The 20371-nt window shown below is 73.8% G+C and carries 23 protein-coding genes; 5 read left to right on the top strand and 18 right to left on the bottom strand.

The window, feature by feature from the left end:
- Positions 1-2: 2 nt before the first annotated feature.
- A complete protein-coding gene (locus ACFYXU_RS22100) occupies positions 3-1514 on the top strand; it encodes a cryptochrome/photolyase family protein (protein ID WP_389459354.1) in 1512 nt (503 codons plus the stop codon).
- An 88-nt stretch (positions 1515-1602) separates the two neighbouring features.
- Here the strand turns inward: ACFYXU_RS22100 and ACFYXU_RS22095 are convergent, their stop codons facing one another.
- The gene (locus ACFYXU_RS22095; protein WP_389459352.1) at positions 1603-2091 is read right to left on the bottom strand and encodes a MarR family winged helix-turn-helix transcriptional regulator; all 489 of its coding nucleotides are present in this window, start codon (positions 2089-2091) and stop codon (positions 1603-1605) included.
- A 220-nt stretch (positions 2092-2311) separates the two neighbouring features.
- On the opposite strand from ACFYXU_RS22095, the gene ACFYXU_RS22090 reads away from it, so the two are divergent.
- Positions 2312-2974 (top strand): SDR family NAD(P)-dependent oxidoreductase, encoded by a 663-nt coding sequence (locus ACFYXU_RS22090; RefSeq protein ID WP_389459350.1) that lies wholly within the window; start codon positions 2312-2314, stop codon positions 2972-2974.
- A gap of 53 nt (positions 2975-3027) precedes the next feature.
- Here the strand turns inward: ACFYXU_RS22090 and ACFYXU_RS22085 are convergent, their stop codons facing one another.
- From ACFYXU_RS22085 to ACFYXU_RS22060, 6 genes are all read right to left on the bottom strand, one after another.
- Complete coding sequence (locus ACFYXU_RS22085) at positions 3028-3933, bottom strand: arginase family protein (protein ID WP_389459348.1); 906 nt, start codon at positions 3931-3933, stop codon at positions 3028-3030.
- Between the two features lie 172 nt (positions 3934-4105).
- Entirely contained in the window at positions 4106-4378 is a 273-nt protein-coding gene (locus ACFYXU_RS22080; RefSeq protein ID WP_389459346.1) for a hypothetical protein, read from the bottom strand.
- 208 nt (positions 4379-4586) lie between these two features.
- Positions 4587-5828 carry an ABC transporter permease gene (locus tag ACFYXU_RS22075; RefSeq protein WP_389459344.1) on the bottom strand — a complete coding sequence of 414 codons (1242 nt, stop codon included), beginning with the start codon at positions 5826-5828 and terminating at the stop codon, positions 4587-4589.
- Positions 5828-6652, bottom strand: a complete 825-nt coding sequence (locus ACFYXU_RS22070) for an ABC transporter ATP-binding protein (protein WP_389459342.1) — start codon at positions 6650-6652, stop codon at positions 5828-5830. The genes ACFYXU_RS22075 and ACFYXU_RS22070 overlap by 1 nt, the downstream gene beginning before the upstream one ends.
- Positions 6652-7746 (bottom strand): peptidoglycan-binding protein, encoded by a 1095-nt coding sequence (locus ACFYXU_RS22065; protein WP_389459668.1) that lies wholly within the window; start codon positions 7744-7746, stop codon positions 6652-6654. The genes ACFYXU_RS22070 and ACFYXU_RS22065 overlap by 1 nt, the downstream gene beginning before the upstream one ends.
- 41 nt (positions 7747-7787) lie before the next feature.
- Positions 7788-8285, bottom strand: a complete 498-nt coding sequence (locus tag ACFYXU_RS22060) for a hypothetical protein (RefSeq protein WP_389459340.1) — start codon at positions 8283-8285, stop codon at positions 7788-7790.
- 89 nt (positions 8286-8374) lie between these two features.
- Here ACFYXU_RS22060 and ACFYXU_RS22055 point away from each other — a divergent pair, with 89 nt between their 5' ends.
- Positions 8375-9034 carry a response regulator transcription factor gene (locus ACFYXU_RS22055; RefSeq protein WP_361403978.1) on the top strand — a complete coding sequence of 220 codons (660 nt, stop codon included), beginning with the start codon at positions 8375-8377 and terminating at the stop codon, positions 9032-9034.
- Positions 9035-9189: 155 nt separating this feature from the next.
- Positions 9190-10353 (top strand): ATP-binding protein, encoded by a 1164-nt coding sequence (locus ACFYXU_RS22050; protein ID WP_376513949.1) that lies wholly within the window; start codon positions 9190-9192, stop codon positions 10351-10353.
- Positions 10354-10452: 99 nt separating this feature from the next.
- Here ACFYXU_RS22050 and ACFYXU_RS22045 read toward each other — a convergent pair whose 3' ends face one another.
- The gene (locus ACFYXU_RS22045) at positions 10453-11370 is read right to left on the bottom strand and encodes a LysR family transcriptional regulator ArgP (RefSeq protein ID WP_389459337.1); all 918 of its coding nucleotides are present in this window, start codon (positions 11368-11370) and stop codon (positions 10453-10455) included.
- Between the two features lie 69 nt (positions 11371-11439).
- On the opposite strand from ACFYXU_RS22045, the gene ACFYXU_RS22040 reads away from it, so the two are divergent.
- A complete protein-coding gene (locus ACFYXU_RS22040; protein ID WP_389459335.1) occupies positions 11440-12060 on the top strand; it encodes a LysE/ArgO family amino acid transporter in 621 nt (206 codons plus the stop codon).
- A gap of 28 nt (positions 12061-12088) precedes the next feature.
- Here ACFYXU_RS22040 and ACFYXU_RS22035 read toward each other — a convergent pair whose 3' ends face one another.
- The 10 genes from ACFYXU_RS22035 to ACFYXU_RS21990 form a co-directional block, all read right to left on the bottom strand.
- Entirely contained in the window at positions 12089-13408 is a 1320-nt protein-coding gene (locus ACFYXU_RS22035) for a geranylgeranyl reductase family protein (RefSeq protein ID WP_389459333.1), read from the bottom strand.
- A gap of 69 nt (positions 13409-13477) precedes the next feature.
- On the bottom strand, positions 13478-13765 hold the full coding sequence (locus ACFYXU_RS22030) for a WhiB family transcriptional regulator (RefSeq protein WP_376513955.1): 288 nt from the start codon (positions 13763-13765) through the stop codon (positions 13478-13480).
- Positions 13766-13926: 161 nt separating this feature from the next.
- Positions 13927-14295, bottom strand: a complete 369-nt coding sequence (locus ACFYXU_RS22025; protein WP_329858167.1) for a PRC-barrel domain-containing protein — start codon at positions 14293-14295, stop codon at positions 13927-13929.
- Between the two features lie 88 nt (positions 14296-14383).
- Complete coding sequence (locus ACFYXU_RS22020) at positions 14384-14545, bottom strand: DUF5670 family protein (protein ID WP_376513959.1); 162 nt, start codon at positions 14543-14545, stop codon at positions 14384-14386.
- 192 nt (positions 14546-14737) lie between these two features.
- Complete coding sequence (locus tag ACFYXU_RS22015) at positions 14738-15043, bottom strand: hypothetical protein (RefSeq protein ID WP_389459331.1); 306 nt, start codon at positions 15041-15043, stop codon at positions 14738-14740.
- A gap of 60 nt (positions 15044-15103) precedes the next feature.
- Positions 15104-15799, bottom strand: a complete 696-nt coding sequence (locus ACFYXU_RS22010) for a GvpL/GvpF family gas vesicle protein (RefSeq protein WP_376513963.1) — start codon at positions 15797-15799, stop codon at positions 15104-15106.
- 274 nt (positions 15800-16073) lie between these two features.
- Positions 16074-17579 (bottom strand): SulP family inorganic anion transporter, encoded by a 1506-nt coding sequence (locus tag ACFYXU_RS22005; RefSeq protein WP_376513965.1) that lies wholly within the window; start codon positions 17577-17579, stop codon positions 16074-16076.
- Between the two features lie 14 nt (positions 17580-17593).
- Positions 17594-18175 carry a carbonic anhydrase gene (locus ACFYXU_RS22000; RefSeq protein WP_329858175.1) on the bottom strand — a complete coding sequence of 194 codons (582 nt, stop codon included), beginning with the start codon at positions 18173-18175 and terminating at the stop codon, positions 17594-17596.
- Between the two features lie 69 nt (positions 18176-18244).
- A complete protein-coding gene (locus ACFYXU_RS21995; RefSeq protein WP_389459328.1) occupies positions 18245-18640 on the bottom strand; it encodes a hypothetical protein in 396 nt (131 codons plus the stop codon).
- Between the two features lie 278 nt (positions 18641-18918).
- Positions 18919-20337, bottom strand: coding sequence for a DUF5685 family protein (locus ACFYXU_RS21990; RefSeq protein WP_389459326.1), 1419 nt, complete (start codon positions 20335-20337; stop codon positions 18919-18921).
- Between the last annotated feature and the right edge of the window lie 34 nt (positions 20338-20371).

The following is a 20371-nucleotide window of genomic DNA, read 5'->3' as shown; positions in this document are numbered from 1 at the left end:
GCATGACCAGGACGCATTGGCTCTTCGGAGATCAACTCGGACCCGCCTTCCTCGCGGCGGGAGAAGGGGGACCCGCGCGGGACGCGCCGGTCGTCATGATCGAATCGCGGGCCGTCTTCCGACGGCGCCGCTTCCACCGGGCCAAGGCCCACCTGGTCCTCTCCGCGATGCGTCACCGTGCGGCGGAGCTCGGCGACCGGGTCACGTACATCCGTGCGGAGACGTACGGGGAAGGCCTCCGCCGGACCGTCGGAGACGGCCCGGTCACCGTGCACCACCCGACGTCACGGGCCGCCCTGCGCCTCGTACGGTCGCTCCCCGGCGTCACGGTGCTACCGCCACGCGGCTTCCTGGTCGCGCCGGAGGAGTTCGCGGCCTGGGTGGACGGGCAGCGCGGGCTGCGCATGGAGAACTTCTACCGGCAGGTCCGCCGCGACCACGACCTCCTGATGGAGGCCGGGGAACCGGCGGGCGGCACCTGGAACCTCGACCACGAGAACCGCCGTCCGCCGCCGCACGGGGCCCGCACGCTCGGCGCGCCCGCGCCCTACCGCCCCCGGGAGGACGACATCGACGAGGAGGTCCGGCGCGACCTCGACCGCTGGGAGCGGGACGGCGACGTCTCCTTCGTCGGCCGCGACGGCCCGCGGTCCTTCCCGGCCGACCGGCGCGAGGCCCTGGCCGCGCTGCGGCGCTTCGTGAGTCATCGGCTGCCGGACTTCGGCGCGTACGAGGACGCGATGCTCGCCGACGACGGGACGATGAGCCACAGCCTGCTGTCCTCCTCCCTGAACCTCGGACTCCTCGACCCCGCCGAGTGCGTGGAGGCGGCGGAGGCCGCGTGGCGCGCGGGCGAGGCGCCGCTCAACTCGGTCGAGGGGTTCGTCCGGCAGATCGCCGGCTGGCGCGAGTACGTCTGGCACCTCTACTGGCACTTCGGTGAGGAGTACCGGACGTCGAACACCCTCGGCCACCACGGCAGCCTGCCCGACTGGTGGAACGAGCTCGACGCCGACGCCGTCTCGGCCCGCTGCGTGGCCACGGCCCTGCGCCAGGTCAGGGACACCGGGTGGACCCACCACATCCCGCGCCTGATGGTCCTGGGCAGTCACGCCCTCCAGCGCGGCTGGGACCCCGCCGCCGTGACGGACTGGTTCCACCGCTGCTTCGTCGACGGATACGACTGGGTGATGCTGCCCAACGTGGTCGGGATGTCGCAGTACGCGGACGGCGGCCGGATGACCACGAAGCCGTACACCTCCGGCGGGGCCTACATCGACCGCATGAGCGACCTGTGCGGGGGATGTCCCCACCGCCCCGACCGGCGCGTGGGCGAGGACGCGTGCCCGTTCACGGCCGGGTACTGGGCCTTCCTCGACCGGCACCGCGACACCCTGGGCCACAACCCCCGCATGGCCCGCGCCGTGCGGGGCCTCGACCGGCTGAAGGACCTGCCCGCGCTGCTTGAGCAGGAACGGGCCCGCGAACGGCTGCACGGGGACGAACCGCCGTGACGGCGCCGGGCCCGGGCCCGGCGCGGACGGTGGGCGGGCGGAGCCGGGCACCGTCCGGGAGCAGCGTCGGTGTCACGGTGCGGACGGCTCAGCGGCGCGGGGCGCGCGACGCGCCGAGTTCCTCGTTGAGCACGTCCAGGTAGCGCAGGACGATGTCGAGCTCGTCCGCGCTGAACCGGTCGCGCGCACGGCCCACCGCTTCCGCGAGCGGCAGGAAGTGGGCCCGGGCCAGGGCCCGCGCTCCCGGGGCGTAGTGGATGCGGACCACCCTGCGGTCGTCCTCGGCGCGACTGCGGCGGATGTGCCCGGCCTTCTCCAGGCGGTCGAGACAGGCGGTGACCGCTCCCGAGCTGAGCCCCAGGTACTCCCGCAGGAGGCCGGGAGTGGCGGTGTCCGGGTGGTCGAGCACGAGCCCCAGCGCGGCGATGTCGGTCGGGTGCAGGCCCTCGTCGGACGCGAAGTCGTGGACCAGGCGGTTCATCTCCCCGATCGTCCTTCGCAGGGCGATCGCGAACCTCTGAAGGTCGGCCCTGTCCCTGTCGTCCGTCACCGTCGTCTCCGTCTGCGCGTCACCCACCCGACAAGCCTATGCGGACACCCGCGCACCCGACGGCACCCCTCTCCTCAGGGCCGGGATGCCCGTCTCCCGTCTCCCGTCTCCCGTCTCCCGTCTCCCGTCTCCCGTCTCCCGTCTCCCGTCTCCCGTCTCCCGACAGAGGTCACGCGGCGGGCGCATCCGCGCGGGCACGCCGGGCGGAATCCCTCGCAACAGTCCTGTCCGGCTTCCGGAGGCAGTCATGACTGACGTCAGGAGCGTGCTCGTCGTCGGAGCGACCGGAGTGGTCGGAGGTCTCGCGGCGCAGTTGCTCGCCGGCCGAGGGGCCTCCCTGGCGCTGGCGGGGCGCGACCCGGCCCGCCTCGCGGACCGGGCCCGTCGGCTGAACGGTTGCCCGACCGCCAGCTTCGAGGCGTACGACCTCGATCGCTGCAGCGCGCTGGCATCCTGGGCCGCCGAAGAGCTGGGCGGGCTCGACGCGGTCGTCGTGACGGTGGGCGTGGCGGGCTTCGGCACCGCCGAGGACGTCACCAACGCGGCCGCCGAACACCTCGTGACCGTCAACGCGCTCGCCCCCATGGCGGTGGTACGGGGAGCCCTGCCGGTCCTGCGGGCCGCCGGGACCGTCGCGGTCGTCACCGGCGCGATCGTCGACCGGCCGATGCGTGGCACGGCCGACTACGCGGCGGCGAAGACGGCCCTCGCCACCTGGCTGCGGGTGGTGCGGCGCGAGCAACTCGGCTACGGGGTCTCGGTCATGGACGTCCGGCTCCCCCACCTCGACACGGGCTTCACGGACCGGGCGGTCATCGGGAGCCCCCCGGTCCTGCCTCCCGGCGCGAACCCGGCCACGGAGGTCGAGCGCCTCCTCATCGGTCCGGTGATGGGCCTCGTGGCGGCCTGAACGGGAAGCCGGGGGCACCGGGGCGATCGCCTCGGACCCTCGCGGGCGGGTCCTCAGCCGTCGGTCAGCGCCGTCACGACCAGGTCGGTGAGCAGCGCGCCGGCGGTGCCCTCGGGGTCGAGGTCGGGGTCGTAGATGGTGACGTTGAGACCCACGCAGCGCGGCGAGCGGACGAGCGGGCGCAGGAGAGCGGTCAGTTCGGCCGGGAACAGCCCGTCCGCGTCGGGGCTGTCGACGGCCGGCATCACGGCCGGGTCGAGCACGTCGGCGTCCAGGTGCACCCAGAAGCCGTCCAGGGCCGAGGTCTCCAGGCTGACGGCGGTCGCGGAGCCGATGTCCTCCGGTCCCCAGGCCCGCAGTTCGGAGACGGTCGTGACGGGGATCTTGAGCTCCCGCAGCTGCACGATCTCGGGGTCGTCCGCGTAGGCGTCGCGGGTGCCGAGGACGCGGACGTCCTCGTCCCGGAGATAGGGGCGCAGGCCCCCCAGGTCGGTCAGGTCGCTCTGGCCGCGACCGGTCGCCAGGGCCAGCTCCTCTCCCCCGGCCGCGCCGATCCGGTCCGAGTTGGCGGGATTGCGGAAGTCCGGGGAGGCGTCGACGGAGGCGAGGCCGTAGCGCCCGAGGCGGCGCAGGGCGAGCGCGGCACCGAGCTGGATGGAGCAGTCGCCGCCGAGGACCAGCGTGAAGTCCCCCGCCGCGACGTGGTGCTGGATCCGGTCGGCGAGCCGGACGGTGTACGTGGCGAGGGCCGCCGCGTTGAACACGCCGTCGCCCTCCTGCCAGTCGCCGCGGTCGTATCTGGGCGGCACGACGACGCCGCCCTCGAACGCCTTGAGGCGTCGCACGATGCCGTTCTCGCGGAGCGCTCCGGCGAGTTTGTAGCAGCCGGGCACGGTGCCGGGGGCGGGTGGGCGCAGGCCGAGATTGGACGGGGCGTCGATGATCACGGTGTTCCGCATGGGGCCATCCTCAAGGCGCCCGCGCCTTGAGGCAACGGCGCCGGGCGCGACCGGTCCGACGGTCAGCGGGAGCAGCACTCCTGACGGTCCGTGGGACAACGCTCTCCTCACCGCCCCGCCGGGGTGTGCTCCTGGCAGTCCGATCGCCAAAGCTCCCGCATGGCCTCGGCTCTCAGGCCCCGCCGGTGACGCGGTTCTCGTCGTCCAGGTGGGCCATGGCATAGGCGTGTTCGTCGGGATGGCGGTGCAGCCGGGCCAGCGTCCACGCGGTCCTCGCGTCCATGCCCGTGCCGAAGTCGGCCGCCAGGCACCGTGCCCGCCACGTCGTGCGCGGTGCCAGCATCCAGCGTGCGAGCGGGAATCGGACCCTCTCGGTGCCGGGGACCGTCGGGCCCGGCTCGGCAGGGAGGTCGGCGCGCGGATCGGGGCGGCGGGGATCGGGCATGGTCGCGAGTCTGACGGCCGTCCCGTCCCCGGCGGCGCGCGGCGGATCTGGATCACCGGAAGGAGTGGCACCCCAGGAGATCGGTTGACCGCCACGACGGAATCGGCGAGGCCCGGACCCCGGGGTCCGGGCGCTCCCCCGCCGGCCGCCGTGCGGGGCGGCCTCGCGGTCGCCCTCTGTTTCGAGGACGACCGCGAGGCCGGAACCGTCACGCCGCTGCCAGCGCCAGGGTCGGTGGCTGACGGGCGGCCCGGATCGCCGGATACAGGCCCGCCACGGAGCCGATCGCGAGGGTCGCGACGAAGCCCGCGCCGGCCGCCCAGGGCGGGACGACCCAGGGCAGGCCGCCCGTGGACGCGTACACGGCGGTCGCCGCCGCGCCGAGGGCCACGCCCGCGACGCCCCCGAGGCCCGAGAGGATCAGGGACTCCGTCACGAACTGGATCCGGATCTGGCCCCGCGTGGCACCGAGGGAACGGCGCAGCCCGATCTCGTGCCGTCGCTCCAGGACCGAGATGATCATGGTGTTGGCGACGCCGACACCGCCCACGAGCAAGGCGATGCCGCCCAGCCCGAGGAGCAGCGTGGAGAAGGCCCCCTCGGTGGCCGCCTTCGCCTTGAGCACCTCGGAGGGGTCGCTCACCGCCACGTTCTGCGGGTTCTGGGGATCGATCGTCGGCGCGAGCAGCCGCTGGACCTGCCGCACCGAGGCGTCCGTGGACCGCTCGTACACCGAGGTCGGATGGCCGTCGAAGCCGAGGATCCGCTGGGCGCTGTCCCAGCCGACCAGTGCCGAGCGCTCGATCTCGGGCGCGAGCGGCAGGGGGTCGAGGATGCCGACCACGGTGAAGTACCGGTCGTCGATCCAGACCTGCCGGCCGGGCCTGTCGATGCCCAGCCGTTCCGCGGCGACGTGCCCGAGGACCACGGAGGGGTAGCGTCCGTTGGCCGCGTTCAGCCAGGTGCCGGACCCCGTCGTGCCGCGGAGCACGTCAAGCAGTCCCGGGGTCGCCGCCTTCACGGCGATGCCGCCGGTCTCCTCCTCCGGGATCATCTGCGAGCGGCGCACGGTGTGCCGGAGTTCTCCGGTCGCTCCGGCGTCCTCCACGCCCTCGATGCGCCCGACCATGCCGACGGCGTCCTTGGGGAGTTTCACCTGCTGTCCGCTGAACATCCCCTCTCCCGGCTTCGCGACCAGCATGTTCGTCCCGAGGGCGTCGAGCCGCTGGAGCAACTGGGCCTGGCTGGACGCCGAGATGCCCACCACCGCGATCATCGTCGCGATGCCGATGGCGATGCCGAGGGCCGACAGCACCACCCGTACGGGCCGGCTCCGCAGCCCCGCCGAGCCGACGTGCAGGACGTCGCGCGGGCCGAGGCGGCGGGCGGTGAACGCGACGGCCTGCCGTTCGGCCGTCCCGGACGTCGTGCGTCCGCGCGTGCCGGGCATCAGACCACCACCTTTCCCCGGGCCGAGTCCGCGACGACCTTGCCGTCGCGGATCCTCACCGTTCGCGGCAGGCGCTGCGCGATCTCGGTGTCGTGGGTGATGACCGCGATGGTGGCGCCTTCCTGGTTGAGGTCGTGCAGCAGTTCCATCACCGCCTCGCCCGACGCCGTGTCCAGGGCGCCCGTCGGTTCGTCGGCGAGCAGCAGGTCCGGCTGCCCCACGACCGCGCGGGCGATGGCGACGCGCTGTTTCTGCCCGCCGGACAGCTCGTGCGGCCGGTGCCGGGCGCGGTCGGCGAGGCCGACGCGGGCCAGTGCCTCGGCCGCCAGGCCTCGGCGGCGGGCCCGGGGCAGGCCTGAGTAGAGCAGCCCCTCGGCGACGTTGTCCACGGCGCTGACGCCGGGGGCCAGGTGGAAGGCCTGGAAGACGAAGCCGATGTGGCGGGCGCGCAGGGCGGAGAGCCGACGGTCGGTGAGGGAGGCGACGTGGTGGCCCGCGATCGCGACCGTGCCGGCGGTCGGCCGGTCGAGCGTGCCGACGATGTGGAGGAGCGTCGACTTGCCGGAGCCCGACGGACCGACGATGCCGACGAGTTCCCCCGCGCCGATGGTGAGGTCGACGCCGTCGAGGGCGCGGACCCCTCCGGCGTACTCCTTGACCACGCCCCGGAGCTCGACGACGCCCGGGGCCCGGGCGGGAGACTCCGCGCGGACCGGTCCTTCGGTCTCGGTCGGAGTCGGGCCGGGTGTCGCGGAGGGGATCAGGGAGGGGATCGGGCCCTGCCTCGGGCCGCCGTCCTCGGCGGGGCGCACGTGGTCGGCCATCAGGACGGCACCCCCACCTTCATGCCCGCGCGCAGTCCGCCGCCGCTGACCTCGACCCGCCCCTGGGCGAACATCCCGAGCTCGACCCTGACGTCCCTGGCCGCGCCGTCCTCGACGACCTGGACCCCGAAGCCTCCGTCGGGCAGGGCGAGCAGGGCGTTGACGGGTACGGAGAGGACGTCCCGGCGCGTGGTGCCCGTGAGGTCCACCGTGACCGGGGCCTGGTCGACGCCCTCGGCCTTGGCCGGTTCGTCGAAGGAGACCGTGATGTCGATCTTCGGGGTCCTGTCCTGCGGGTCCTCCCCCGCCGTCGCGGTCCTGCCGACGGCGGACACCCGCCCCGGCAGCCGGGTCCCGTCCGGCAGCGTGACCTGGACCCGGGTGCCCGTCTTCGCCGAGCCGGCCTGCGCGGCCGGCACCTTGAAGCTCACGACCTTCTCGGAACCGGTCACGGTGAGCACCGGGGATCCGGGGGTGGCGCGGTCGCCGGCGGCGACACGGTCGCCGCCTCCCGAGCCGGAGCCGGAGCCCGTCTCCTTCACCCGTACCGCGCTGCCCGCGAAGGCGATCCGGTCGGGACCGAGGGTGCCGGTCTGCTTGAGGTCATGGGACTTCTGCCAGCGCTTGACCGCAGCGGCGGTCTTCGCCGTGTACTCCTCGTCGACGTCGAAGCCGGTGTACCCGAGGGCCGCGAGGTTCTCCTCCAGCTGCCGCACGTCCTTGCCCTTGTCGCCGGTCCTGAGGGTGCGGTACATGGGCTCGTCCCCGTACATCAGCCGTACGGCCTCGCCGTCGACCTCGTAGAGCCGTTCGTCGCGCCGCACGACCGAGCCGGGCGGGGCGAGCCAGGTGAGGGTGCCTCCCGGGCCGCCCGCGTTGATCTTGTGTTCGCCGAGGTGGCCGAGCGTGCCGTCCTGTTGCGTGCTGTCGGCGAGGTCCCCCCGGGTGACGGGAGCCGTGGCGGGCGGCAGCCCCTTGCCGTCGGCCCGGTCGGGCGCGGGTGTGCGCGGGCCGGTCAGGGCGGTGACGGCGACGCCGCCGCCCGCGATGGCGACGACCGTGAGGAGGGCGAGGCCGAGGCGGCGGCGCCCCATCGGCCGGCGCGCCTCCGCGTGGGGGCCGGTCGCTCCGCCGCTCATCGGGCCGCGCCTTCGCACGCCTTCGCGGCCTTGTCGAACTTCTCCTTCTGCGCCCCCTGCGGTATCGGCATGGCCTGCTGTGCTCCGCCGTCGAACTTCGGGTCGGGCATGTTGAAGCCGTTCTCGCGCATGCACCGGGCGTAGGCGAGGGCCTTGTCCTTGTCCGCCTGCGTGGGCTCCTTGCCGAAGCCCGCGCCGCCGGCCTTGCTCGCGCAGGCCTTGAAGGCCTTCTCCATCTTCTCCTTCGACATGCCGTCGCCACCGATGGTGAGGCCGACGCCGCTCTCGCCCGGCTTGGGCTCCGGCACGTCGAGGCCCTGCTCGCGCAGGCACTTGCGGTGTTCGAAGGCCTGGTCGGCCTTCTTGCCCTCCTCGTTCGCGCTCCCGTCGCCCGTTCCGCCGGGGGCGGTCCCCGAGCAGGCGGTGGCGAACAGGGCGAGGGCGGCGGCCAGAGAGGGAGCGGCGGCCGTCCGGATGATCCGTCGAATCGTCATGCCGCCGAGCGTGCCCGCCGAGGAGGTTTCGCTTCTCTCAACGGTTCCGTTTACATCGGCGAAAGGTCCCTTTCGGATAGACAGGGGCCATGCGCGTACTGGTGGTGGAGGACGAGGCGTTCCTCGCGGAGATGATCGCCGAGGGGCTGCGCCGGGCGGCGCTCGCCGTGGACCTCGCGGCCGACGGCCTGGAGGCGCTGCGGAAGCTGCGGCTCGGGGAGTACGACGTGCTCGTGCTGGACCGTGACCTGCCGGGCATGCACGGCGACGACGTCTGCCGCCGCGTGGTCGAGCAGCGGCTCATGACCCGGGTCCTCATGCTCACGGCGGCCGGCACCGTACGGGACCGGGTGGCGGGTCTCGGTCTGGGCGCCGACGACTACCTGACCAAGCCCTTCGCGTACGACGAACTGCTCGCCCGGGTGCTGGCGCTCGGCCGACGCGCCAGGCCCGCGCTGCCGCCCGTCCTCCGGCAGCGCGGCATCGTCCTGGACACGGCGCGCCGCCAGGCCAGCCGGGACGGGCGGCACCTGCACCTGTCGCCGAAGGAGTTCGGCGTGCTGGAGGCGCTGCTGCGCGCCGAGGGAGCCGTGGTGAGCGGCGAGGACCTGATCGAGCAGGTCTGGGAGGAGCACACGAGCTACCGCACGAACGCGGTCCGGGTGACGCTCAGCAAGCTGCGGGCGAAGCTGGGCGAGCCGCCGGTGGTGGAGACGGTGCCGGGCGCGGGCTACCGGATCGCGTCGTGACGCGCGCGGGAAGGCCGCGTGCGGCGCAGCGCCCGGACCGTCGGGGGGCGCGGACGCCGGATCGTCACCCCGGGTCCGGTCGTGCGGCGCGGTTCCGCTTTCTGCCGTTCCGCAGCGAACGGGCTCGCCTGACGGCCCTCTACACGGGTCTGCTCGTGCTCGCCGGGGCCCTGCTCACCGGGGTCGTGTACGTGCTCGTGGAGGAGGGCCTGTACTCCTCGATCAGCATGGCCGTCACCACGGCCGTGCCGGCACAAAGGCTGGAGCGGCTGCCGTCGTCCTGGCAGACCGCCTTCCCCAACGGGGTGCCGAGCGCCGCGCCCGCCAGCCCCGCCCCGTACACGGGCACGATCGTCCCCGGGGAGGCTCTGGCGATCACCCGGACGGTGAGCGACGCGGCCGGGTCCGCGGCGCTCGACCGGCTCCTCACGGTCTCGGTGATCGTCTTCGTCTGTTACGCGGTCCTGTCGCTGGCGCTCGCGTGGTGGACGGCGGGCCGGGTGCTGCGGCCGATCGCCGTCATCACCGAGACCGCCCGCCGTCTCTCCGGTGAGAACCTCCACGAGAGGATCGCGCTCGACGCGCCGCCCGGGGAGCTCAAGGGGCTCGCCGACACCTTCGACGGGATGCTCGGCCGCATGGAACGGCTGGTCTCCGCCCAGCAGCGTTTCGCCGCGAACGCGGCGCACGAGCTGCGCACGCCGCTGGCCGTGCAGCGGGCGGCGGCCGAGATCGGGCTCGGCGGAGACCCCTCGCCGGAGCGGGTGGCGCGCATGCGGGCGAAGCTGATCGAGGTCGCGGACACCAGCGAGGGGATCATCGAGGGGCTCCTGCTCCTCGCGGCCTCCGAGCAGGGGCTGCGGGAGCGCCGCCGGGTCGCCGTCGAGGAGCTCGCCCGTGAGGTGGTGGCGGCGCTCGACGACGAGGCCGTGGAGCGGGACGTGCGCGTGGACGTCCGGACGGGGCCGCTGTCCGTCGACGGGGATCCGGTGCTCCTGGAGCGGCTCCTGCACAATCTGGTGGCGAACGCGGTCCGGCACAACGTCCCCGGCGGACGGGTCGACGTGCGGACCGGCCAGGACGTCGGCATCGAGGTGGCCAACACCGGGCCGGTCGTGCCGGCCGCCACGGTCCCCCTGCTCTTCGAGCCGTTCCGCCGGCTCAACGAACGCACCCACGCGCCCGGGGAGGGCGCGGGCCTCGGTCTGTCGATCGTCGACGCCGTGGCCCGGGCGCACGGGGCCGAGGCGACGGCCTCGGCCAATCAGGAGGGCGGCGGGCTGACGGTGCGGGTGGTGTTCCCGGCGACCGCGCCCTGACCCGCGGGGCGGGCCGCGTCACGCGGCCCGGGCGGGAACGGCGTCGTGACGCCCGCGCGGGCCGCCCGCCTCCCCGCACCCTCCGCGCCCTGCGCGGCCTCAGGGCCCTCCGGGCGTGCGACCGGGCAGCAGCGCCTCGGCGGCGACCTCCGCGACCGCCTCGGCGACCGAGGACAGGGCGGGCGAGTCCAGCTTCCACTGCTGCCAGTACAGCGGGACGTCCATGGGCCGCCCTTTGGCGAGCTCCACCAGTCGGCCGGACCGCAGCAGCGGAACGGCCTGGGGTTCGGGCACCAGGCCCCACCCGAGGCCGGCCGCCACGGCGTCCCGGAACCCGTCCGAGGCCGGCACCATGTGCCGGACCGCCCCCGCCCCGGACCGGCCCCGGGTCAGGGCCCGGACGAAGGCGTCCTGGAGGTCGTCCCGCCGGTCGAAGACCACGGTCGGGGCCTCGCACAGGTCCTGGGCCAGGGATCCCGTCAGGTGCCGGGCGGCGAACTCCGGTGTGGCCACGGCCAGATAGCGGGCCAGTCCGAGCAGCCGTACGGTGCATCCGGCCACCGGGTCGGGCGAGGAGGTGACCGCCGCCATCACCTGTCCCTCCCGCAGCAGGGCGGTGGTGTGGGCCTCGTCCTCGCGGTAGAGCTCGAAGCAGACGGGAGGGTCCCGGGGCACACGGCTGAGCGCGGGCAGGAACCAGGTGGCGAGGGAGTCCGCGTTCACCGCCACCGGAATCCGTGCCGGTCCGTGGTCGGCCGCCAGCCCCAGCTCGGCGCGGGCGTCCCGCTCCAGCCGGGCCAGCTGTCGCGCGAACCTGACCACGACCTCGCCGGACTCGGTGGCCCGGACCGGTTTGGTGCGCAGCAGCAGGACCCGTCCGGTGCGCTGCTCCAGGGCCTTGACGCGCTGGCTGACGGCGGAGGGGGTCACGTGCAGGGCGGCGGCCGCGGCGTCGAAGGTGCCTTCGTCGACCACGGCCAGCAGGGTTCTGACCTGGTCCAGGGGGAGCTCGTCCATAAGTGCGGCTAAGGGTACTGAAGAATCCTTAGCTGTACTCATCCATACTCGGTTCGTACGGTCGACGTCATGACCAGCACCATGACTGCCGTACTCGCCGGATTCGGTACGGGCCTCTCCCTCATCGTGGCCATCGGGGCCCAGAACGCCTTCGTCCTGCGCCAGGGCGTCCGCCGGCACGCCGTCCTCGCGGTCGTGGCCATCTGCGCCGTCTCCGACGCGGCGCTCATCACCCTCGGAGTCGCCGGGGTGGGCGCCGTGGTCACCGCCTGGCCGGCGCTGCTCACGGCGGTCGGCCTGGCGGGTGGGGCGTTCCTGATCTGCTACGGGTTCCTGGCGGCGCGGAGGGTGCTGCGCCCGGATCCGGAGGCCGCGCTCTCGGCGGGCGGCCCCGGTGCGGGCTCCGCCCGGCGGGCGGTCCTGACCTGCCTGGCCATGACGTGGCTGAATCCTCATGTCTACCTGGACACCGTGCTCCTGGTGGGCTCGCTCGCCTCCGACCGGGGCGACCTGCGGTGGGCCTTCGGCGTCGGCGCGGCCCTGGCCAGCCTGGGCTGGTTCTTCGCCCTCGGCTTCGGAGCCCGGCTGCTCTCGGGGGTGCTCTCCCGTCCCAAGGCGTGGCGCGTGCTGGACGGCCTGGTCGCGGTGACCATGCTGGCGATGGGCACGATGCTGGTCGCGGGGGCGTGACCTTCATACCCGTCGTGGATCGGCCGGGTCACCGGCGCGGGGCCGGGACCAGGCGCAGGACGGTGTGGAGGACGGCATCGATGGTGTCCTGCGCGGGCTCGTCGCTCACATGGGTCAGCAGACGGGCCAGCACCCTCAGCAGGTGGGGCGAGGCCATCACCTTGGGGTGCAGCAGGGGCCGGTAGCCGAAGCGGGAGAAGAGCAGGTCTCCGGCGACGTTGCCCAGCCGGTAGTAGCGCGCCCACCGGCGGCGGATCTCGGCCGGATAGTGGTGCAGCGCCTGCTCCCGGCGCGGCCCGGCCGGTCGGGCGAGGGCCAGGGCGATGATCTCCGCCGCCACTTCGGCGGCCTCCATCGACTGGGCGATGCCCTCGCCGCTCCACGGGCTGACCATGCCGGCGCTGTCGCCCACGAGGAGCAGGCCTCGGCGGTACTGCGGATGCCGGTTCAGTCCCATCGGCAGCGGCGCGCTGCGCAGCGGGGAGTCGGCGGTCCCCTCGTGCACGTCCCACTCCTCGGGGAGGCGGGGAATCCAGTGCTCCAGCGCCGCGCGCAGGTCGACGGGGCGGCGGCGGCGCTGCTGCGGCAGGGCGCCGAGGCCCACGTTGACGCGGCCGTCCCCGAGGGGGAACACCCACCCGTACCCGGGCAGGTCGAGTCCCGTGCGGGGGCAGCGCAGGTCGGCCCAGAGCTCCAGGTAGGGGTCGCTGGTGCGGGCGGCGCTGCGGTAGTAACGGCGGGCGGCCGCCGCGACGGGGCGCTTCGCGTCGCGTTCGAGTCCGACGCCGAGTGCCGTGCGCGCCGAGGCGCCGTCGGCCGCGACCACCAAGGGGGCCCGGTAGCGCACCGGTTCCACCCCGGGCCCGTGGGAGGCGGTCACGCCGACGACCCGCCCCGACCCGTCGGTCAGCGGGCCCGTCACCTTGACGTGGGTGCGCAGGCGGGCCCCGGTCGCGCTCGCGTGCGTGGCGAGCAGGTCGTCGAAGTCGTGGCGGCTGCGGGTGAGTCCGAAGTCGGGGAACGCGCCCAGTCGCGGCCAGTCCAGCTCCGCCTGGTGTCCTCCGCAGACCCAGCGCATGCCCTTGTTCCGCATCCAGCCCGGCGCGTCGATGTCGATGCCCAGCCGCACCAGTTGGTGCACGGCGCGCGGGGTCAGCCCGTCGCCGCAGACCTTCTCCCGGGGGAAGCCGCTCTTCTCCAGGAGGAGGACGTCGACACCGGCCCGGGCCAGGTGCGTCGCGGCGGCGGAGCCCGCCGGCCCCGCCCCGACCACGATGACCTGGGCCTCCTCGTCACCGGCGCCGCCGGATCCGCCCCTGTCGCCACCCTCGTCACTTTTGGTGATCACGCCCCTACTATGCCCCTCGACGGGCACCCGCACTCCGTGCGGCACGATCGGGCACGCGCGCCCGTCCGGCTACGCCGCGGCGGCGTCCGTTCCGCCGCGCGGCTGGCGCTCGCTCTCCGTGCGACCGCCCCAGACGCCGTACGGCTCGGCCACGCTGACGGCGTGCTGGAGACACTGGGCCCGTACGGGGCACCCGTCGCACACCGCTTTGGCGGCCCGCTCCCTCTTCGCCCTGCTCTCGCCGCGCTCGCCCTCGGGGTGGAAGAACACGTCGGTACCGAGGCCGCGGCAGGCCGCCGCACTCTGCCAGGCCCACTGGTGCTCCGCCCGTCCGGGCAGATGCGACACCTTCGCCATGCCGACCCTCTCCTTCGCTCCGGTCGCCGACCGACTCCTGTCCACCGTCTGGCCGCGAAGTCCGGTACGAAACGTGCCGGGGAAGCGCGGTGCGGACCGGTCCCCGGCACACGGAGGAGGCCCCGGACTCGTCCTGTCCGGGGCCTCCTGCACGGGCTGTCTCAGAACGGCGGACCGCCGAACGGCCCGCCCAGGCCGTAGTACCTGACCAGTTCGTCGCGGTAGGCCCGCTCGCCGAGGTGCGTCTCGCGGTGGAACTCGGGAGCGTCCTTGATCTGCTCCTTGGTCCGGTCCACGAAGATCTTCCGTTCGTCCAGGTCGATCCGCACCACGGTGCTCGCCGGGAGGAGGACCTCCTTGCCGAAGATCCAGACTCCGGTGTCCACGACCAGGTAGGCGTCGTCCACCTCGTCGGAGTGCTTGTCCACCTTCCCGATGCCGCCGTCGGTCGCCTCGACCTTGTAGCCCTTGAGGTCGGTGCCGGCGAGATGGCCCGAGGTCGACTTGTAACCCCACGCGTGCTCGGTCATGAAAGCCCAACTCCCTCTGTGCGCGGGGACGGCCGTGCCGCCGTCCCCGATTCCGTCCGTGGTGGGTGGTGTGCCGCCGAGGCGGCCTCTACCAGCGGTACCAGCGGCCCGAGCCGCTCTTCGGGCGGGCGACGAAGCCCAGCAGCCACACCACGAGCAGGATCACGGCGATCCACCAGAGGGCGTTCAGCGCGAATCCGGCGCCGAAGAGAACCAGGACGAGCAGCAGAACGAGCAGAAGGGGAACCATTTCCAGATACCTCCGGAGTCTTCGATGAGCCCGTGCCCACTCCCCTACACGCATGGATCGGATCGCGTGTGATACCGAATGCGCGAAGGAAGGGACAGGGAATTCTTGTCTATGTCTTTGAAAAGACTTGGCTACGTCTCTGAAAAGAACGGCGAGAGCACGCCGGGAACTCGTAAGCCTTTCCGGCGCCGCTCAGAAGCGGCCGGCGGTGAGGCGGGAGAGGGGACCGCGGGAACGCTGTCCGCTCCGACGCCACTGGACGTACGCGCCTCCGAGAGCAGCCGCGGCGAGGACCGCACCGGCGCTGACCAGCACCTTGTGGTCACGGATCCCCCGGCCCTCGGACGGCTCCTCGGTCGGAAGCCACTCGTCGACCGCGTCTCCGAATTCCTCCGGCCGGGGCAGGTGGGGACCCACCGCGCCGATACCGCCCCTAGGGGCCGCCATCGAATGGCCGGGGCCCGACGCCTTCTCGTCGTTCTTTTCCGATGCGCTCATGCACGCCGTATGGCCGCGTTCGGTCCGAGCAAACCTGTTCGACGAATGCGAAGGGTTCGGTCAGTCCGTGTCGGCGAAACTGTACGGCGGCAGCGGCCCCGTCGCCTGGGTCCGCAGGTGCGCGTGCTCCTGGAGCAGTCCGCGGAGGGACTCCTCGAACTCCCGGCGCCGCTCGCGCTCCACGAGGAACCACAGGTCGGCCAGGAGGTCGGCGGCCTGCGGTCCCCGGGCCACCGCGGCGGCATGGGCCCCGAGCACGCGCTCGACGAGTGCCGCGTCGGACCTCCCCCGCACGGCGACGGCGCGGGCGACGAGTTCACCGAAGGGGGTGTTGTCCTCACCACCCGCGTGCCGGCTCATCAACTGGGGTTCGTCGGCGAGCACCACCTGCCGGACGGCGTCCCCGTCGTGGTGCACCTTGACGTTGAACTCGTCCTTGCCGGCGACCTCCTCCATCCTGTGCAGGTAGTGGTCGTGGCGCTCGTCCAGGATGGCGGCGACGTTCTCGTCGTCGGGCGAGACCTCCCCGAACCGCAGCGGGAGGACCGTGCCGTCCCGGCCCGCCTCGATCACGACGTGCTGATGCGCCAGCAAGTCGCTGTGCTTCGGGACCAGTTCGGTGGGGGCGTCGCTGCACAGCGCCACCAGGTCACCGCTGCGCACGGCGCGCACGGGCCGGGGCGGGTCGCCCACGCCCTCGATGCCGTCGGGGATCCTCTGGTCGGCGGGGGCTATGCCGTAGACGTACGTGGTCATCGCTGGTCCTCCCGTGCGGTGCGCGACTCGTCCGCTCCCTCGCCACGGGACCTCGCGGAAGGACTCGGGGTGCACCGGGGACCCGCTCGGGCGCCTCGGGACGGGGAGCGGGCACCGGACCGGGTGAAGCCGTGGGGACGGTCCGGCGCCATGGCACCCTTCCGTGTTACCGGCCGTCCCCGGCTCAAACCGGCCATGCTCCCCCGGCGCCGCCGGAGACGCCGCGAGCGGAGGGGGCGACGCGGGGTGCGCCGCCCCCTCCGGGGTCCCGGTGTCAGTTCGGGGCGTTCGTCGCGGCCGTGGTCCGCTCCTCCCGTCGGGTCGGGGGCGTGGCCGCGCGGACGGCCTCCGGGTCGGCGCCGCCGTGGCGTTCCGCCCAGGTCTCCAGGGCGGCCCGGCAGGCGTGGTCGATGTGGTGGACGCCCGAGAGGTCGAGGACCACCCGCCGGTCGCCGGGCAGGGCCTCCAGGCTGTCCAGTATCTGAGGCAGCCGCAGGAAGGTGACGGTGCCCTGGATCCGTACGCGGATCGCGTCGTTCTCGTCCTCGGACCGTTCGATCCGCAGGTGCGACGCCTCCCACGCGGCCTTCCCGATCGACAGGGCGAGGCCGATCAGGACGCCCTCGAACATGCCGACCGCGACGATCGCCCCCGCCGTCGCCACCAGGACGACGGCCTCGCCCCGGTGGCGCTGCCACAGGGTCAGGACGCCCTTGAAGGGAATGAGCTTCCACCCGGCGTGCACGAGGATCCCGGCCAGCGCGGCCAGCGGGATGTACGCGAGGACGGCGGGCAGCAGGGCGACGAAGAGCAGCAGCCAGAAGCCGTGCAGGACGCGGGACGCCTTCGTCCGCGCACCGGCCTCCACGTTGGCCGAGCTGCGCACGATCACCGCGGTGAGCGGCAGCGCGCCGAGCAGGCCGCACAACGTGTTGCCCGCGCCCTGGGCGACGAGCTCCTTGTCGTAGTGCGTGCGCGGTCCCGCGTGGAGCCGGTCGACCGCCGCCGCGCTGAACAGCGATTCGGCGGAGGCGATCAGGGCGAAGGCGAGGACCGTGCCGAGGACCGCCGGCTCGGCGAGCGAGGAGAGGGCCTCCGTGCCCGGCAGGTGTACGGCCTCCAGTACGCCGCCGACCCGCACGGTCGGCACCGGGAGGCCGAACACGGCGGTCGCGAGGGCCGCGAGGAGCACCGCCACCAGGGCGCCGGGGACCGCCCGGGCCCGGCGCGGTGCCCGGCGCCAGCCGACGATGACGAGGACCGTGCCGGCGCCGACGGCGAGCGACACCAGGGCCGTACGGTTGCCGAGGGCCTCGACCAGGGCGCCCGGGAGTCCGGCGAGCTTGCCGAGTCCGGAGTCCGGGGCGGTGACGCCCGCCGCCGCGTACAGCTGCCCGGCGATGATCACCAGGCCGATGCCCGCGAGCATGCCCTCGACGACGGAGAGGGAGATCGCGCGGAACCAGCGGCCCCAGCGGAGCAGGCCCATGGCGATCTGCAGCAGACCGGCCGCCAGGACGATGACTCCGAGCGTGGCGAGGCCGAAGGCGCGCACCGCTTCGAGGACGAGGACGGTGAGGCCGGCGGCCGGGCCGGAGACCTGGAGGCTGCTGCCCCGCATGAGTCCGGTGACGATGCCGCCGACGATGCCGGTGATGAGGCCCAGTTCGGCGGGGACGCCCGACGCGACGGCGACGCCGATGCAGAGCGGGAGGGCGACGAGGAAGACGACGAGCGAGGCGGCGAAGTCCTGCCGCGGGAAGGGGAGGGAGCGGATCATCCGGAGGTCCTTCCTCACAGCGCCTCGAAGGAGTCGGTCCCGGAGCGGTACTCCAGGACGGCACCGGTGTGCACCTCGTAGTACCAGCCGCGGAGACGGAGCCGGCCGTCGGCCAGTCGCCGTTCCACGCACGGGTAGGAGCGCAGGCGGAGCAGTTGGGCCAGGACGTGGCCGTGGACGGCGTCGGTGACGGCCGGGTCGTCGGCGCGCCCGGGGGCTCCGTCCGGGGCGGCGTGGGCGAGCCAGTCCCGTACGGCGGGGACCGTGCTCAGGTCGTCGCCTCGGACGAGGGAGCCCACCGCCCCGCAGTGGGAGTGGCCGCAGACGACGACGTCCTCGACGCCGAGGACCTCGACGGCGTACTCGATGGTGGCGGCCTCCCCGGTGGGGGTGCCCGTGCCGTACGGGGGGACGATGTTGCCCGCCGTGCGCAGTTCGAAGAGCTGGCCGGGCCGGGCACCGGTGATCAGGGCGGGCACGACCCGGGAGTCGGAGCAGGTGACGAAGAGGACGGCCGGGGACTGGCCTGCGGCATGCGCGGCGAACTCCTCCGGGTGCCGTCCGAAGCGGCGGGCGTGGTCGATGAGCGGCTGCATGAATGTTTCCTCCTGGCGCGCCGTGGGGGCGCGTCGGGCTGACAGGTCGGCGCAGGTGGGCACGGCCTGTCAGCAGCGGAACACCTGAAGGGCGGACGCGTCGTGGAGGGCCTGCGGTCTCGGCCGGGCGTCGGCGACACCGGGGCGGCCGGACGGCGGATCCGCGAGCGCGGCCGTGCGCGTGACCGGGGGTGGGCCCGCGAGGGCGACGGTCGTGGTGACGGGGCGCCGCCGGTCCCGATGGAGGACCGAGCCTCCGGCGGTGTCGGCGCCGTCGTCGGCCGCGCGCGGGGAGTCGAGCGCCGCGGTCGACGCGCTGTGCTGGGCACAGGGCCGCTGCGGGAGTGCCGGGGAGCTCTCGGAGGTGAGGGGGAGGTCGGCGCAGAGGAGCGCGAGGACGAGGAGGAGAGAGGCGCGCAGCAGCGTGGACGCGCGCGGGGCCGAGGACGCGTGGAAGGACGTCATGCGGTGTTCCTTCCTCTGGTTGAACCGTCATCCAAGCTTCGCCAAAGCAAGCCCAAGATCGGGTCAAGGAAGAGTAAGGCACCCAGGTGAACGCCGTCCCTCAAAGTCCTTGCTGTACGAAGGTTTTCGAATGGAATCGGCCTGATGTTGACGCGAACGGCGGCATGGACAGGGGCGTGCGGCCCGTAATCCGTCAGGTCCGCGGCCGCGCCTCGGCACCCCGGGAACGGCGGCGGCCCACCAGGAATCCTGGTGGGCCGCTCCGGTCTTCTTCTCGCTCAGTCGCAGCAGTCGCAGCAGCACTTGCAGGGGTTGCAGCAACCCCCGCCGCAGCCGTCACCCGAGCCGCCCCCGGAACCACCGGAGCCGCTGGGCCAGTTGCCGCCACCGGAGCCACCCGAGCCGCCGGAGCCACCCGAACCTCCGGAGAAGCCGCCCGAGTTGCCGCCGCCGTGGCCGCCGAACCAGCCCTCGCCCCCGGAACCGTCCCGGCCGGAGGAGTCGCGGTTCGAGCCACCGCCGCCGCTGCCGCCGCTGCCGCCGCCGTCGCCGAACGGCCAGTCGCCGTCCCCGGAGTCCGTGTCGTCGTCGCAGCGGCAGCAGTCGTAGCAGAGCCCGCAGTCGGGGCACAGCCGTCGCTGCGCGCGGCACCGGCGGCACTCCCCCTCCGGCGGCCGGCCCGACGCCGTCGGCGCACCGGCAGGTGCCGCGGACGTGAGCGCGCCGACTCCGCACGACGCGCCCGCGCCGGGCTCCGCGGGCTCCCGCGCGGCCGTGCGGCGGCCCAGCCACGGCACGATGCGCGGGCCACGCGCCGGGCGGCCGTGCCGATGGTGGCGGTGCCGGGGGCCGAAGGCCCGGTCCACGGCACGCTCCAGCTCGCCGCCGAGGAGCGCCCGGACCAGCCGGTCGTCGACGAACACGGCGTCGGACAGGGACAACCGGATGCCGTGGACGGCATCGTCGCAGAGCCTGCGCACCTCGGCGCGGTCCGCTCCGGTCACCGCGATCGGGTTCCACGCACCCGACTCCGCGTCCGCGTCCAGGTCCTCCACCGCGTCCAGCAGATGCGCCAGCCGGCCGAAGAGACGGCCGGCCTCCGCGAGCGGCTCCGCGTTCTCCGGGCGGTCCGTGAGGACGGCGGTGTAGGAGAAGGCGGCGGCCGTGGCCGTCTCCGTGGGCTCCGTGACCGTCAGCAGGGAGTCGCCGCGGCCCGTCGACCGCTCGATCCGCGGCTGGCGCTCGACCGCCTCGATGAGCACCGCCGTGTCGAAGCCGAGCCGTTCGCCGCCCTCGGCACCGGCACGGTCCCAGCCACGGGCGATCCGCCGGGCCGCCGACGCCACCGGGCGGCGCGCCAACAGGCCGTCGCCGTCGGCCACATGGTCCCGTATCTTCGCGGCGGCGAGCACCAGTGACACCGTCGCCGCCAGGCGGGCGCCCTCGCCCTGCGCCACGTCCGCCGACCGCATCCCGCGCAGGGGGCACGGACCGGCCCCCCGCCGCCAGTCGCCGCTCCGCTCCGACTGCGCCTCGGTCAGTACGGAGACGATGAGGCCGTCGTAGTTGGTGGCGGTCCTGGCGAACTGCCCGTACTCCCCGCGCAACGCCAGGCACAGCCCGCACAGATGCGCCATCCACTCGGTGCGCAAGCCCTCGCCCAGCCGGTGACGGCACGGTCTGATGATTCCGAACACCGCAGATTCCCCCCGTGGTACAGCTGCCTGTGCG

This window comes from Streptomyces sp. NPDC002232, from assembly GCF_042890295.1.
GTDB lineage: Bacteria > Actinomycetota > Actinomycetes > Streptomycetales > Streptomycetaceae > Streptomyces.
The sequence above is the reverse complement of the archived record's forward strand: the minus strand, read 5'-3'. Positions and strand labels throughout refer to the sequence as shown.